At 36.3% G+C, this 13969-nt stretch carries 13 protein-coding genes; 4 read left to right on the top strand and 9 right to left on the bottom strand.

Annotated features, from left to right (window positions below; all coding sequences use genetic code 11):
• The first annotated feature begins 102 nt into the window (after nucleotides 1–102).
• The 4 genes from C1A40_RS02600 (at nucleotide 103) to C1A40_RS02585 (ending at nucleotide 4949) form a co-directional block, all read left to right on the top strand.
• Nucleotides 103–2406, top strand: coding sequence for a M1 family metallopeptidase (locus C1A40_RS02600; RefSeq protein WP_102994542.1), 2304 nt, complete (start codon nucleotides 103–105; stop codon nucleotides 2404–2406).
• 94 nt (nucleotides 2407–2500) lie between these two features.
• The gene (locus C1A40_RS02595) at nucleotides 2501–2788 is read left to right on the top strand and encodes a Sec-independent protein translocase subunit TatA/TatB (RefSeq protein ID WP_102994541.1); all 288 of its coding nucleotides are present in this window, start codon (nucleotides 2501–2503) and stop codon (nucleotides 2786–2788) included.
• 525 nt (nucleotides 2789–3313) lie between these two features.
• Nucleotides 3314–3892, top strand: a complete 579-nt coding sequence (locus C1A40_RS02590; RefSeq protein WP_102994540.1) for a hypothetical protein — start codon at nucleotides 3314–3316, stop codon at nucleotides 3890–3892.
• Between the two features lie 178 nt (nucleotides 3893–4070).
• Nucleotides 4071–4949 carry an IS982 family transposase gene (locus C1A40_RS02585; protein WP_102994539.1) on the top strand — a complete coding sequence of 293 codons (879 nt, stop codon included), beginning with the start codon at nucleotides 4071–4073 and terminating at the stop codon, nucleotides 4947–4949.
• 137 nt (nucleotides 4950–5086) lie between these two features.
• Here C1A40_RS02585 and C1A40_RS02580 read toward each other — a convergent pair whose 3' ends face one another.
• From C1A40_RS02580 to C1A40_RS02540, 9 genes are all read right to left on the bottom strand, one after another.
• A complete protein-coding gene (locus tag C1A40_RS02580; RefSeq protein WP_102994538.1) occupies nucleotides 5087–5728 on the bottom strand; it encodes an O-methyltransferase in 642 nt (213 codons plus the stop codon).
• A 53-nt stretch (nucleotides 5729–5781) separates the two neighbouring features.
• Nucleotides 5782–6867 carry an amidohydrolase family protein gene (locus C1A40_RS02575; RefSeq protein ID WP_102994537.1) on the bottom strand — a complete coding sequence of 362 codons (1086 nt, stop codon included), beginning with the start codon at nucleotides 6865–6867 and terminating at the stop codon, nucleotides 5782–5784.
• Between the two features lie 88 nt (nucleotides 6868–6955).
• Nucleotides 6956–7489, bottom strand: a complete 534-nt coding sequence (locus C1A40_RS02570; protein WP_102994536.1) for a 3-hydroxyanthranilate 3,4-dioxygenase — start codon at nucleotides 7487–7489, stop codon at nucleotides 6956–6958.
• A 153-nt stretch (nucleotides 7490–7642) separates the two neighbouring features.
• A complete protein-coding gene (locus C1A40_RS02565) occupies nucleotides 7643–8425 on the bottom strand; it encodes an SDR family oxidoreductase (RefSeq protein WP_102994535.1) in 783 nt (260 codons plus the stop codon).
• Nucleotides 8426–8440: 15 nt separating this feature from the next.
• Nucleotides 8441–9877, bottom strand: coding sequence for an aldehyde dehydrogenase (locus C1A40_RS02560; RefSeq protein WP_102994534.1), 1437 nt, complete (start codon nucleotides 9875–9877; stop codon nucleotides 8441–8443).
• A gap of 61 nt (nucleotides 9878–9938) precedes the next feature.
• Nucleotides 9939–10343: a RidA family protein gene (locus C1A40_RS02555; protein WP_102994533.1), complete on the bottom strand. Its 405-nt coding sequence runs from the start codon at nucleotides 10341–10343 to the stop codon at nucleotides 9939–9941.
• A gap of 5 nt (nucleotides 10344–10348) precedes the next feature.
• Nucleotides 10349–11767 (bottom strand): FAD-dependent oxidoreductase, encoded by a 1419-nt coding sequence (locus C1A40_RS02550; RefSeq protein ID WP_102994532.1) that lies wholly within the window; start codon nucleotides 11765–11767, stop codon nucleotides 10349–10351.
• 35 nt (nucleotides 11768–11802) lie between these two features.
• Complete coding sequence (gene kynU, locus C1A40_RS02545) at nucleotides 11803–13077, bottom strand: kynureninase (RefSeq protein ID WP_102994531.1); 1275 nt, start codon at nucleotides 13075–13077, stop codon at nucleotides 11803–11805.
• Nucleotides 13078–13302: 225 nt separating this feature from the next.
• Nucleotides 13303–13953 carry a hypothetical protein gene (locus tag C1A40_RS02540; RefSeq protein WP_102994530.1) on the bottom strand — a complete coding sequence of 217 codons (651 nt, stop codon included), beginning with the start codon at nucleotides 13951–13953 and terminating at the stop codon, nucleotides 13303–13305.
• Between the last annotated feature and the right edge of the window lie 16 nt (nucleotides 13954–13969).

Here is a 13969-nt window from a genome sequence, read left to right as displayed (position 1 = left end):
AAGGATTTAGTTCTGAATTTCAGTAATTTTGTTGGTTTTTAGTGATAAAATGTAGTAAATCTAACCAAAATCAATAATAATTATTTTTAAAGAAGAATTAATATGAGGAAAATCGCTTATCTCTGTCTTTCTTTAGTCCTTGCTACTACTGGGATTAACGCTCAAGACCAAACCAAAGAAGAAGCGCCAAATACAGGCCATACCAATACCAATAAATTTAAGCAGTTATACGACGAGTTTTCTACACCAAATATGTACAGGGCAGCTTCAGGAGCTCCAGGGGCAGCTTACTACCAGCAGCAAGCTGATTATAAAATGGACATCGTTTTAGACGATAAATTGGCAAAAATTACAGGTGCAGAAACGATAACATACACGAATAATTCACCTGATAATCTTAAATATTTGTGGGTACAATTAGATCAAAACCAACGCGCCAAAGATTCAAAATCACCTTTAATTGAATCAACAGGTTTAGATCCTGTTTTTCAACCTAGTAAGTTTTCGGAGACCTATTTAGTAGATGGTAAAGATCGTGGCTTTCACATTTTAGAGGTTACTCAAACCAATGGTGATGCGTTACAGTACATGATTAACAGAACCATGATGCGTGTAGAACTGCCTAAAGTTTTAAAAAGCGGAGAGAAATTTTCTTTTGCTATCAAATGGTGGTACAATATAAATAACCATGTTGATGAAGGAGGTCGTTCTGGTTACGAGTATTTCCCAGAAAACGGAAACCGTTCTTATGTTATAGCGCAATTTTATCCTAGAATGGCCGTATATAGCGATGTTGAAGGGTGGCAGAACTCTCAGTTTTGGGGACGCGATGAATTCGCTTTACCATTCGGAGACTACGAAGTTAATATTACCGTACCTGCCGATCATATTTTAGACGGAACAGGAGTACTTACCAATAGAAAAGACGTTTATTCAAAAGACATGATGAAGCGTTATGAAGACGCTAAAAAATCATTTACTACACCTGTAATTATTGCAACACAGGCTGAGGCTGAAGTTCGTGAGAAATCATTCTCTGAAGATACAAAAACATGGAAGCTAAAGGCTGAAAATGTACGTGATTTTGGTTTTGCAACTTCTAGAAAGTACATTTTAGATATGATGGCTGTTAAAATTGGCGGTAAAGACGTTATGGCGGTTTCTATGTATTCTAAAGAAGGAAACCCACTTTGGGAACAATGGTCTACTAAAGCTGTTGCAAGTACTTTAGAATCTTACTCTCGAATGACTTTCGATTACCCATACCACAAAGCTATTTCGGTTCACGCCAAGCGTCAAGGTATGGAATACCCTATGATTTGTTGGAATTACGGTCGCCCAGAAAAAGATGGTACTTATAGCGATCGTGTAAAATACGGTATGATGGGTGTTATCATTCACGAAGTAGGACATAACTTTTTTCCTATGATTGTGAATAGTGACGAGCGTCAATGGACATGGATGGACGAAGGTTTAAATACATTCGTACAGTACGTAGCCGAGCAAGATTTTGGTGAAAAATACCCTGCAGCGCTATCTCCAGAACACAAAGCATTCCCTTCAGATCGTGGTCCAGCAAAAATGATTGTGCCTTACATGAGTGGCAATCAAGATTATATTGCACCTATTATGACTAAGGGTTTAAATACCTACCAATTTGGAAATAATGCATATGGTAAACCTGCTACAGCACTTAATATTTTAAGAGAAACGGTAATGGGAAGAGATTTATTCGATTACGCGTTTAAAGAGTATGCTAACCGTTGGAAATTTAAGCACCCAACCCCAGAAGATTTCTTTAGAACCATGGAAGATGCTTCAGCTTTCGATTTAGATTGGTATTGGCGAGGTTGGTTTTATACCACCGATTGGGTAGATATGGGAATTAAAGAAGTTAAAAAATTCTATGTCTCTTCAGAGCCTAATGCTTATGTTAGAAAAATGGCTAAAGAACAAGGCTTCAAGCTAGAAAATTTACGTCCATTAGTATATATGGTAGAAGAAGGTAGTGAAGACTATAAAGTAGAATTATCTCAAGGTTCACTTTTAGAAAACAGCACCCCATTAAAAGAATATATCATGGATAATTTTACTCCAGAGGAGCGTAAAAATTTAAAAAATCCTAAGTATTTCTATAATGTGATTTTTAATAAGCCAGGAGGTTTAGTCATGCCTATTATTGTTGAGTATACCTATGCCGATGGTTCGACTAAAACTGAAACATATCCTGCGCAAATTTGGAGACTTAACGATAAAGAAGTCTCAAAAGCCATTGCTTCCGATAAAGAAATTGTTGGTATTAAATTAGATCCGAAGGAAGAAACGGCCGATGTTGATACTTCAAATAATATCTGGCCAGCACAAGAGCAAAAAAGTGAATTCGATCAGTTTAAAGAAAATATGTAAGTCGTTTATCAACGGCAAAACAGAAATACAAGAAAGTCGATTTTTAAAATCGGCTTTTTTTTATTCTAAACAAACAACTTAGTATATTTGCACTGTGATACAGCAAGCAACATTCTTATTTATTAGCGGTGCAGAAATAGCCTTCATACTATTTATTGCCATTATGGTATTTGGTGCCGATAAATTACCAGAAATCGCAAGAGGTCTTGGTAAAGGCATGCGTACGCTAAAAGATGCCTCAAACGATATTAAGCACGAAATCACTAAAACAGCCGAAAAAAGTGGTTTAGACACCAGTATTACCGGCGATGTTAAAAAAGAACTCGACAAAGTTAAAGACGATCTTGAAGAGTTTACAGGTTCTGTAAGACGAAAATTCTAAATTTTTATGACTCTGGGCGTTACCCCGCTCTGGCGGCGTCAGGCTGTCGGCAGTCGCTCTTTACAAGGAGCTCCAACAGTGCCTCAATCCTTAACACGGTTGTGTAGCCCTATGAAGTTAAAGTAACTTTTAGGAAGATGACGTTATTATTTTTTTAAATCTCCCTGTTTTATTTTCAATCACATAATTATTGAATTTTCTCACGATAAAACTTTTGAGTTATTACTGTTTGAATTATATTTCGATATTTAACAAAAATAGACGCATGTTGTGTTTGTTTGATGTACTTAGCGATATTTCAAAAAATGAAAAATAGCAAATTAATTCTGCCTTACTTAATTTTTACATTCTTAGCCGTTTGCTTGTTCTAGTGATGACGATGCGTCTGATGAAGCTTTAACAGGCCCTATTGTATTTGAAAGTATATCGGTTTCTGAAAACTTATCTTTTACGGATGCCCCCATTACATTAAGTCTTAACGCTAGTAACTTTAGTAATGTTGAGTTTTTGTTTTCAGATACTAACATGACATCCCGTAAAATTGATAAAACAACTTATGAAATAAGCGCTGGCACAACATCAAAAGGCCGTGTAGGTGTTGTACTATCAAATGATGGAACTGTGGAGACTCAATATATAGATTTGGAATTTGTTGAACATGGTGTCGTTAATTCTTATATTTTTGAAGGTGTTAAGGTTAAGGGGGATACAACAGAAAGACTTTTAGAAGTGCTAGGAGAACCACATGGGGTGATCCGTTTCAGCTCCAAAAACCTTGAGGTATGGGCGTATTATTTCGGTGTTATATTTACAATAAATACGCAAACTAATGTTGTTATTGATGCGGAGATTAATACTTATAGCAGGATATTCAAATCATATAAAGGTGATCTTATCATTCAAACTTACCCATACTTAATCAATAATACTCTTGATTTTAGTGATTCAGAAAGGGGTAAAATGGATGAAATAGTAGATAAATTAGGTTTGCCATCATATAAATATACAGGTATTTTACCTTCACCTCGTGTTAGCATGAAAAGGGAAATTTACCCAGCTACAATCCACGGATCTTGGTTTATATCAGTATGTGTATTTTCATAGTGACCATCAAGATCATTATATCTCTGTGTTATTTAACTCCAATGCTATAGATAACTATAAGAATAAATACTTCTTAGGATTATATATTAATTAACCCGTTGTGCATTATGATTTAAAAGAAAAAAGTTGTTCATCTTACTGAAAATCAGTAAATTGATTTAACCACAAATCATTAATAATGAACAACTTGAGTGCAAATTACGAAAGAATATTGGAAGTATTAAGAAAAATATCGAAAGAACAACTTTTAAGTTATCAAAGACGACAACCAAAGCTTAGTGATTTAGAACTTATCAGCTTGAGTCTTACTGCCGAATTTATGGGAATAGATAGTGAAAATGACCTTTTTAGAAAACTTCCAGATTCCCTATTATCAAAAATAGAGAGAAGTGTCTACAATAGAAGAAGACGAAAACTAGTTAATAAGCTCAACAGTATCAGGTTAAGCATAGCTTCCCATTTTAATGAATTTGAAGATTATTTTGTAGTAGATAGTATGCCTTTAGAAGTTTGTAAATTATCACGCAGTTCTCGTTCAAAGATTTGTAAAGAAAACACTTATGCATTTCCAGATAAAGGTTATTGTGCAGCTCAAAGTTCTAATTATTACAGTTATAAACTGCACGCTGTTTGTTCTGTAAATGGTGTCTTTCAAAGTATCGATTTGAGTCCAGCATCTGTACACGATATTAATTATCTTAAAGATATTAAGATGCAAATAAGCGATTGTACATTAATTGGTGATAAAGGCTATTTATCAACAGAAATACAGCTTAACTTGTTTGAAACCTGTAATATAACGCTAAATACACCTATGAGAAGCAATCAAAAAAATTACAAAGTACAGCCTTATGTATTTATAAAAAAGAGGAAAAGGATAGAAACATTATTTTCACAACTTTGTGACCAATTTATGATAAGACGCAATTATGCTAAAACTTTTGAAGGTTTTAAAACAAGAATCGTAGCTAAGATAACTGCTTTAACAACTATTCAGTATATCAATAAGTTTATTTTTGGGAGAAACATTAATAATATTAAAATTAACATTATTTAAAATGCACAACGGGTATTAATTAAAATCCTTTTAACTATTAGCGAGAATAGCTTATGAAAAAGTAGGCTGATTTCTATATGATTATTTAGTAAAAAATGATCATGTAACATTTTACTAACTTTGGTGATGAAACAGATTCACACCTTCCTACTTATCGTTAAACCATCACGAATTGGTAATAGAACGGTTTCAACTCTGGGGTCTTCTTTTAACAAGGCATTATACTCTAATAGTGCTTTTGTAGCGTGGTCATCTTTTTTTACGGGTTCTAGTACTTTTCCACTCCATAGTACATTGTCTGATAAAATGATACCACCAACATTAAGCTTATCTATAATAACATTAAAATAGTTTGGATAATTCTCTTTATCGGCATCAATAAAAATTAAATCGAAGCTTTTATCCAGTTTAGGAATAATCTCTAAGGCATCCCCTAAATGTTGAAAAATTTGTGTGCCGTATGCCGATTTATCAAAGTGTTTTCTCTGAAAATCGAATAATTCTTCATTGATGTCTAAGGTGTGTAATTCGCCTTCTTTTTGCATGCCTTCAGCTAAACAAAGCGCTGAATATCCCGTATAAGTTCCAATTTCTAAAATGTTTTTAGGATGAACAAGTTTAGAAATCATACTTAAAACACGACCTTGATAATGCCCACTAAGCATACGTGGTTGTAATATTTTTTGATAGGTTTCTCGGGTTAATTGTTGTAATAATTCGGGTTCGTTTTCAGAATGTTTTACAACGTATTCGTCTAAGGCTTCAGGAATAAAATGCATGCTTTTTTGTGTTTTACTTTATATGAAACGACTGGTTTTTTCAGAAATCAAAATTAACTTAAAATTCGCTTGATTAAATTTTCTTTAGCCAATTTATCTTCGCCGCATAGCCATTGTAAGACATTATCTTCCCAAATAGCTTCGTATTCTTTTTGGTTAATAATCTTTCTTTCTTTAGCTAAATCTAAAATTTTACCAGGGTACGACGATTGTTTTTCGTTTTCCATTTCTCCCAACGGATAAGGGTCATCAAGCCCCATAATCACTTGTTTCGAACTGTGATTGTTTATAAGCAGCTCTAAGCTTCCTGTATCATGTACTAGAGTGTCAAAAAATATGTTTTTATGTCCAACCGCTTTTCTGGGGTGGTGTTTGCCTTCAAATAAATCGGGTCTGCCATCAAATCCCTGAATACGACGTCCTAAATTAATTTGGGCTAATTGCCCGCCATGAGCGAAACAAGTTCGCATGTTAGGATATTTTTCTTGATAGCCATTTAGGGTTAAAAAGTGGTAAGCATCAGCACATTGGGCAAGCATCCAAATGAGGTGAAATCGCCAAGAGGTATTTTCTAATTTTATAAATTTTTCACCATCATAAGGGTGAATTTCAACCGCTAAGTTGTATTTGTTAGCGAGTTCAAAAATGGGATCGTTGGCTTCATCAAAAATACAGCGCCAGGTGCCTATGGTGTCCATGTAATGCGTTGGCAAGCAAAGCAACTGTAAACCTAAGGTTTCTACACAACGTTCAATTTCCCAACACGCGCTATTCACAAACCCAGGGTGTACAACAAATCCACAAGTAAATTTACTAGGGTGTTGCTGTTGAATGCCCGCATTAAAATCATTTTGGAAACGCAAGGCTTTTTTCATTTCTTCAACACGTAAACCATTTCCGTAAAGTTGCGAAAGATTTAAAACCACCGCATGATCTAGTTTGTTGCGCGCCATCCACTCTAATTTTTCATTTAGAAAAAAACTGGAATGGGTTACTGGGCGGCTCCAATCTTTTTGAAGCATGAATTTACGGTCTTTATCAACCCAAAAGATTTCTTTCTCTCTCATGAAATCTGGAATGTCTTCCGGGTAGGGTAATAGGTGTGAGTGGCCGTTTATGCGAAGTTTACGTTTTTCCATGTTATTCTTTCTACCTGGGTAGCGGTCTGTTTTAATTTTTTTTTACAATGAATATCATGAGCTTTTAGATGTTTCTTATCTAAATTGTTTAATCGATTTTCACTTTTTTTGGGGGCTGCATAACGTTTCCGCAGTTAGGGCAATGCCTTTTAGTTTCATCGCTGTAAAATTTATCGAATATTTTAGGCATATCGGTTTCGATGTTTTCTAAAGTGAAATCTTCTTCATAGAGCTTGGTAACACAATTTTCACAAAACCATAAAAGCGCATCTCGCATGCCTTGAGGACGCTTGTATTCAATTACTAAGCCAACGGTATTGGCACCGCGTTGGGGCGAATGAGGTACTTTTGGTGGTAATAAGTAAATATCCCCTTCTTTGATGTGTACATCTTTTGGGGTGCCATTATCAATAATCTTTAAAATAATATCGCCTTCAACCTGATAGAAAAACTCTGGTGTTTCATTATAATGGTAATCTTTTCGGTTGTTAGGACCGCCAACTACCATCACGATAAAATCGCCATCTTTCCAAACCACTTTATTCCCTACAGGTGGTTTTAGGAGATGTCTGTTTTCTTCAATCCAAGCTTTAAAATTTATAGGAGATGTTAAATGACTCATGTTGAATATACCCTTTTAAACTTCCTTTTTAGGTCAGTCCTTACAATGAAGCCGGTGAGGAAGAACTCAAATTGGGCGTTTGAGTTAATTGTCTAATGAAATATGAAGTTAAAGATAAAAAATAATCATGTTGAAACAGTGCATGATTCTTGTTTAAAGCGACTTGGTTCTGCCACCATCAACAGGAATATTAATTCCTGTAACATAGCTCGCTGCTTCACTCGCTAAAAAGGTGATGACGTTGGCGGTTTCTTCAGGTTGTGCAAAACGTTTTGCTGGTGCATAGTTTTTCATGGTTTCTGTCATGTTTTCTATACTGGTGTTTTCGGCGTTGGCTTTAATTTTTATAATTTCTGCCAAGCGTTCGGTATCTGTAAATCCTGGAAGCACATTGTTAACTGTGATTCCAAAAGGCGCTACCTCGTTGGAAAGTGTTTTACTCCAATTACCAACAGCACCTCTAATCGTATTACTAACGCCTAAGCCAGGAATAGGTTCTTTAACAGATGTAGAAATAACGTTGACAATTCGCCCAAAACCTTCCGTTTTCATAAAAGGAATTGTAGCCTTAGCTAAAATATGATTGCATTTGATGTGCATAGTAAAGGCATTTTCAAACTCTTCTAGGCTTGCTGTAACAATGGCACCACTCCTTGGTCCGCCTGTATTGTTAATAACGATATGAAACCCGTGATTTCTTTCAATAAATTTTATAACCTGCTCCTGTAAATCTCTGGGATTTGCAAAATCGGCAACAATGTAGCTATGTTGCTCTGGGTTTGGTAATTCGGCTAAAACCGCTTTTAATTTGTCTCTATTTCTAGCTACTAAGGTTACATTTACACCTTCTTGAGCTAGTGCAATGGCCGTTGCTTTGCCTATACCTTGAGTGCTTCCGCAAACTAAGGCGTTTTTATTTTTTATTTTTAAATCCATAAGCTGTCTAATTACTTAATATTTAATACATACATTTTTTGTTTCTGTGAAAAACCGTAAAGATTCCAAGCCGCCTTCACGTCCAAGTCCAGAAGCTTTCATACCTCCAAAAGGGGTTCTTAAATCACGGAGTAACCAGGTGTTTACCCAAACAATACCAACGTTTAACTGACGTGTTATTCGCATACAGCGTTTTAAATCATTGGTCCAAACGGAGGCTGAGAGTCCGTAATTCGAATCGTTAGCCATATTAACAACCTCCGCAGCTGTTTCAAAAGGCATGATGGTTACAACAGGGCCAAAAATTTCTTCTTGGTTTATACGACAACGGTTTGTTTTTACTTCAATTACCGTAGGTTCTAAATAATAACCATTTTCAAAATTGGGTGTATTTACCGGATTACCACCACAAAGTATCTCACCTTCAGTTTTAGCAATTTCTATATAATCTAATATTATATTTAAGTGATTTTTGGATACGATGGCACCAACATCTGTAGTGCTTTGTGATGGATGACCGACTTGTAGTTGTTTTACTTTTTCAATAAAATCGGTTTTAAATTTATCGTAAATCGAAGCTTCAACAAAAATACGACTGCCGCATAAACATATTTGTCCCTGATTAGCGAATGATGCTCGCACTGTGGTGTTAAGCATATCTTCATAATCGCAATCACCGAAAATGATATTGGGGTTTTTTCCTCCCAATTCTAGAGATGTTTTTTTGAATAGTGGTGCTGCCGTTTTAGCGATTTCAGCACCAGTTTTAGTGCCACCAGTAAATGATATGGCTTTTATTTTTGGGTGCGCTACGATAGCTTGTCCTGCACGGCGACCTTCACCGTGAACAATGTTTAAAACGCCAGGAGGTAAGCCAGCTTCATTGCAAATATCGCCTAGTAAATAGGCTGTCATGGGTGTGATTTCACTGGGTTTAGCTACGACACAATTTCCTGCTGCCAGCGCAGGTGCAATTTTCCAAGTGAATAAATAAAGTGGAAGATTCCATGGCGAAATACAGCCTACCACACCAATGGGTTGGCGCAAAGTAAAATTTATAGCATCTAAGCCTACGCTGTCATGACTTTCACTGGAAAACTGTGTAATGGCCTGTCCAAAAAAACGAAAATTAAGTGCTGCTCGCGGAATATCCATAGACTTGGCTAAATGTAAGGGTTTGCCATTATCCTTGCTTTCGGCTAATGCAAACTGCTCTAACTGACTTTCTATGAGTTCCGAAATTTTTATTAAAATCCGGCTACGTGCTTCATAAGTGGTTTGTGACCATTCGGGAAACGCTTTTTCGGCGGCTTGATAGGCCAATTCAACATCTTCTTCGGACGAGTTGGGGATTTGGCAGTACACTTTTCCGATGGCTGGATTATAATTATCTAACCATGCATAAGACATAGGATTAGTATATGTTCCGTTTATGAAGTTTTTAATTTTCATGATTTCTTTTGTAAAGCGTCATATAGATGCGATTCCTTTCAAATGTTTTATCACACTCTGTTTAATGCATTTTTTTATACGCCATCACTTTTATTTCGACAATTAAATCGGGGTGAGGTAATTGGTGTACCGCAACAGTGGTACGTGTTGGGCCGGTTTCTGTTTTGAAAAATTCGGCGTAAGCCTTATTGTATCCAGCAAAATCATTCATATTAACTAAAAAGGTCGTTACATCAACGACATCATCCAAAGTGGCGTTTTCTTGTTTTAAAAGGTGTTCTATATTTTTTAAAACTTCACGGGTCTGCACCTCAATATTTATGTGTTTGGTGCCTAGATTGTCAATAATATCAACCCCAGCAATACTGTTGTCTGGACGCCTAGAACTCGTTCCTGAAACAAAAATAAAATCGCCTACGCGTTTGGTGAGCGGATAAGCACCGCGGGGTGTTACAGTCTTTTTCATAGTAGTTAGTATCTTAAATCGGCATTTCTATGATCTTCTAGAATTTTGTTTGTTTCGTGGTTTATTTTTTCTAAAATGGCTTGTAATTCGTCTTTAGTTGCTTTTGGGTTTATAGAAATCTCTCCCCTTACAAGTAAGTTCAAAATCGCACGATCCTGGGCTCGCCCCCTCAGCATCGCTACCTGATAGCCTATGTTTTCATTAAAGGTCACCATAGCGTATTTAGAGTTGTACTGAAGCGGGAACTTTTTTTCAAGGAGCATTTCTAATTTTCTTTTTTCTTGAAAAATAGGATCTGCAACATGTTCCTTCATTTCATGAAAATTGTCAATGGCCAAATCGGCAATAGCATCGGTGTCTTTTTTTCGGTGTTTTTCAAAGGTTTTAAAAGTGGCCTCCCAGTTTTCTAAATTCAAATTTAAAACCGAATCCAGTACCACAACGTCTTCAAAAGCTGCATTCATGCCTTGACCGTAAAACGGAACAATAGCATGGGCAGCATCACCCATTAAAAGGGTATTGCCTTTATAATGCCAAGGCGAACATTTAATCGTGCCTAGTGGAGAAGTGGGGTTTTTGAAAAATTCCGTAGCCAAGTTAGGCATGATTAACAAAGCGTCGGGGAATTCTTCTTTAAAAAATTCGAGAACTTTTTGCTCGGTATCCAGATTATTAAAATTAAAAGTGCCTTCGGTGTAACTTAAGAATAAGGTTACGGTAAAGCTGCCATCAAGATTTGGGAGTGCAATAAGCATAAAACTTTGTCTAGGCCAAATATGAAGGGCATTTTTATGAGCGAGATACTCACCGTTTTCATTAGGTAAAATACTCAGTTCTTTGTATCCATAGCTGAGGTAGTCCTGAGAAAAACTAAACAGAAAATGACGGTCCAGAAAATAACTTTTCCTAAGAGCAGAGCCAGCACCATCGGCGGCAATAATAACGTCGGCATCTTCGATGAAATCTTTTTGTGTTTTACCATCTGTAAACAAAGCCGTAGTTTTTTCTAAATCAACAGACTGACATGTTTTATCAAAGTAAAAATTGACATTTTCATGTTTTTCAGCTTCATCTAAAAGAAGGGCATTTAAATCGTTTCTTGATACCGAATTGATGTATTCGTGCTTTCTTCCGCTATAATTTGATTGTAGGGTATCACCATTTTTATCGTGGATCATGCGACCATGCATGGGAATACAAAGCGCCTTTACTTTTTCTTCTAAACCCACAAGTTTCATAGCTTTATTACCACGATCGGAAAAGGCTAAATTTATTGAACGGCCAGAGCTTAATTTGGTTGTTCTAAGGTCTGGGCGTTTTTCGTAAACTGCAACATTAAAACCACGCTGCCCCAATCGTAAAGCGAGTAGTGCGCCACAAAGTCCGGCGCCAATAATAAGTATGTTTTGTTGTTTATTATCCATGTTATTTCACTTTTTATGCGGTGACCGGGTTTTAATTATGGCATACTTAAAATAGTTTTCAACTGCTCAACCAAAAAATACACATCCTCAAAGCTGTTATAGAAAGGTGTAGGAGCGCATCGAATAACATCGGGTTCGCGCCAATCACTTATAATGCCTGCTTGTGTTAATTGGTCGTGTAGCGTTTTATTAGCGTTTTTTACCTGAATGGATAGCTGGGCGCCTCGAGAATTAGGATTCGAAGGTGTGATAATCCGGATGGTATCTTCACCTAATTGTTTTAGTAAAAACTCAAAATAACTGGTTATTTTTTGTGATTTCTTTACAAGTTTTTCAATACCCACTTCTTCGAACAGGTCTAAGGACGCTTTTATGGCAGCCATAGATAGGATAGGCGGATTGCTAAGTTGCCAACCTTCTGCTCCTGGAAGCTGATCAAAGTCATCACGCATATTAAACCGAGTAGCTTTATTGTGACTCCACCAACCTGTAAAGCGGTTTAGGTTTTTGTTATGAGCATGACGTTCGTGAATAAAACAACCTGCGAGACTTCCAGGTCCTGAGTTTAAGTATTTATAGGTACACCAAACCGCAAAATCGGCTCCAGAGTCATGTAGATTTAATACCACATTCCCAGCGGCATGCGCACAGTCGAAACCTACTTTGCATCCGTAATGATGACCAAGTTTGGTAATGCGTTTTAAGTCGAAATATTGTCCAGTATAGTAATTGATACCACCAATTAAGATGAGTGCAATTTGATCGCCTTCTTTTTGGAGAATCGATTCTAAATCCTCGTAACGTAGCAAGGATTCATTCTCTTTAGGTTTCCATTGGATAACGCCTTCTTGGTCGTCAAACCCATGATGCCTGAGTTGTGATTCAACAGCAAATTTGTCTGAAGGAAACGCATCGCTTTCAATTAAAATTTTATAACGAGACTTTGTGGGCTTGTAAAAGGAAACCATCATCAAATGAAGGTTGGTGGTAAGCGTATTCATAACAATTACTTCAATCGGTTTTGCACCGACTACATCAGCCATATTTTTCGTTAAAAATTCATGATAAGGTAGCCATGGTGTATCGCCTGTAGTATGGCCTTCCACGCCTAGTTTTGCCCAATCATCAAGCTCTTTGTTTACATAAGCATTGGTTTGTTTAGGTTGCAGGCCTAAGGAATTACCCGTCATGTAGATGAGGTTGTTTCCGTGTTGATCCTTAGGAAGGTGAAATTGATTTCTATAAGACTTTAATTCGTCGCTTTCATCTTGTTCTAAAGCATATTCAAGACCTAGTTTATGAGTGAACACCGTGGGAATGTTTAGGGTTTATAACAAAAATACGGATTATAATGTTAGGAAAGAAGCTACTTTAAAGCCCTTGTTAGTTTAGAAACGAGACGGTTTTAAAAAGGAAAAGCGCTTAAACCATTGATTTAAGCGCTTTAATATATATAGACGCATGACGCGGAATATTTAAAACTATACTTTATATACGTAAATATAACACGTTTTAGACGTCGAGTAGCTGATTATTTATTTCGTTACGACTTTGACATCCGAAAAGTAAAGACGCCAAGAGTCTTCATGTTTTTTGTGTTCTAAGGCCAATTTAAGCCCATTAAAATCTTGGTAATTTTCAAACGTGGTTGTCATGGATGGTTCTTTTTGATTGGCTTTTCTGAAAATCCACTCGCGAATTAAATAATCATCATCATAAAAAACATCATAAGCATCGCCAGGGGTATAGCCACCTTTGTTTGGATAAGTAATGGTTAATTTGTTAAGCTGCTTTTTGCTGATAGGAGCTTCTGTTTTTGTTTCTTCTGAAAAAGTTATATCGGAATCCCACACCAACTGAAAAGGGATAAGTAACCAAAATTTATCGTTTATAAAACCGCGATCGGTTTGTGCTAATGTCGAGTCTATTTTAGATCTGTTGTATTGTATAGAGTCCCTTCTTTTATAATGAGTAATTTCATTCGTGTTCGGGTTCCATTTCCAAGCTCTTTCAAAGTGCATGCTGTCTTTATCAACATTAAAAGTGAATTGGATTTCTGATACTTGGCTCCAGTTTTCGAAACCATGGGCATTCGCTATGTTTTGTGCGATGTCTTGAGGTGCTAATTCTTTTTTACATGCAAAGCACAACAAGGCTAAACATGAGATTGTAAAAATGTTTTTCATGGTTATTTTTTTTCAA

Origin of the sequence: Tamlana carrageenivorans (assembly GCF_002893765.1) — a bacterium.
Classification (GTDB): domain Bacteria; phylum Bacteroidota; class Bacteroidia; order Flavobacteriales; family Flavobacteriaceae; genus Pseudotamlana; species Pseudotamlana carrageenivorans.
Note: the sequence above shows the minus strand (reverse complement) of the source record. Positions and strands in the feature narration are given on the sequence as shown.

What these genes read in the sequence shown, in the direction of transcription:
- C1A40_RS02580 (WP_102994538.1), bottom strand. Translation starts at nt 5,728, where the DNA reads ATGCATTTTATTCCTGAAGCCTTAGACGAATACGTTGTAAAACATTCT.
- C1A40_RS02565 (WP_102994535.1), bottom strand. Translation starts at nt 8,425, where the DNA reads ATGGATTTAAAAATAAAAAATAAAAACGCCTTAGTTTGCGGAAGCACT.
- C1A40_RS02600 (WP_102994542.1), top strand. Translation starts at nt 103, where the DNA reads ATGAGGAAAATCGCTTATCTCTGTCTTTCTTTAGTCCTTGCTACTACT.
- C1A40_RS02550 (WP_102994532.1), bottom strand. Translation starts at nt 11,767, where the DNA reads ATGGATAATAAACAACAAAACATACTTATTATTGGCGCCGGACTTTGT.
- C1A40_RS02575 (WP_102994537.1), bottom strand. Translation starts at nt 6,867, where the DNA reads ATGGAAAAACGTAAACTTCGCATAAACGGCCACTCACACCTATTACCC.
- C1A40_RS02590 (WP_102994540.1), top strand. Translation starts at nt 3,314, where the DNA reads ATGACATCCCGTAAAATTGATAAAACAACTTATGAAATAAGCGCTGGC.
- C1A40_RS02555 (WP_102994533.1), bottom strand. Translation starts at nt 10,343, where the DNA reads ATGAAAAAGACTGTAACACCCCGCGGTGCTTATCCGCTCACCAAACGC.
- C1A40_RS02570 (WP_102994536.1), bottom strand. Translation starts at nt 7,489, where the DNA reads ATGAGTCATTTAACATCTCCTATAAATTTTAAAGCTTGGATTGAAGAA.
- C1A40_RS02560 (WP_102994534.1), bottom strand. Translation starts at nt 9,877, where the DNA reads ATGAAAATTAAAAACTTCATAAACGGAACATATACTAATCCTATGTCT.
- C1A40_RS02540 (WP_102994530.1), bottom strand. Translation starts at nt 13,953, where the DNA reads ATGAAAAACATTTTTACAATCTCATGTTTAGCCTTGTTGTGCTTTGCA.
- C1A40_RS02585 (WP_102994539.1), top strand. Translation starts at nt 4,071, where the DNA reads ATGAACAACTTGAGTGCAAATTACGAAAGAATATTGGAAGTATTAAGA.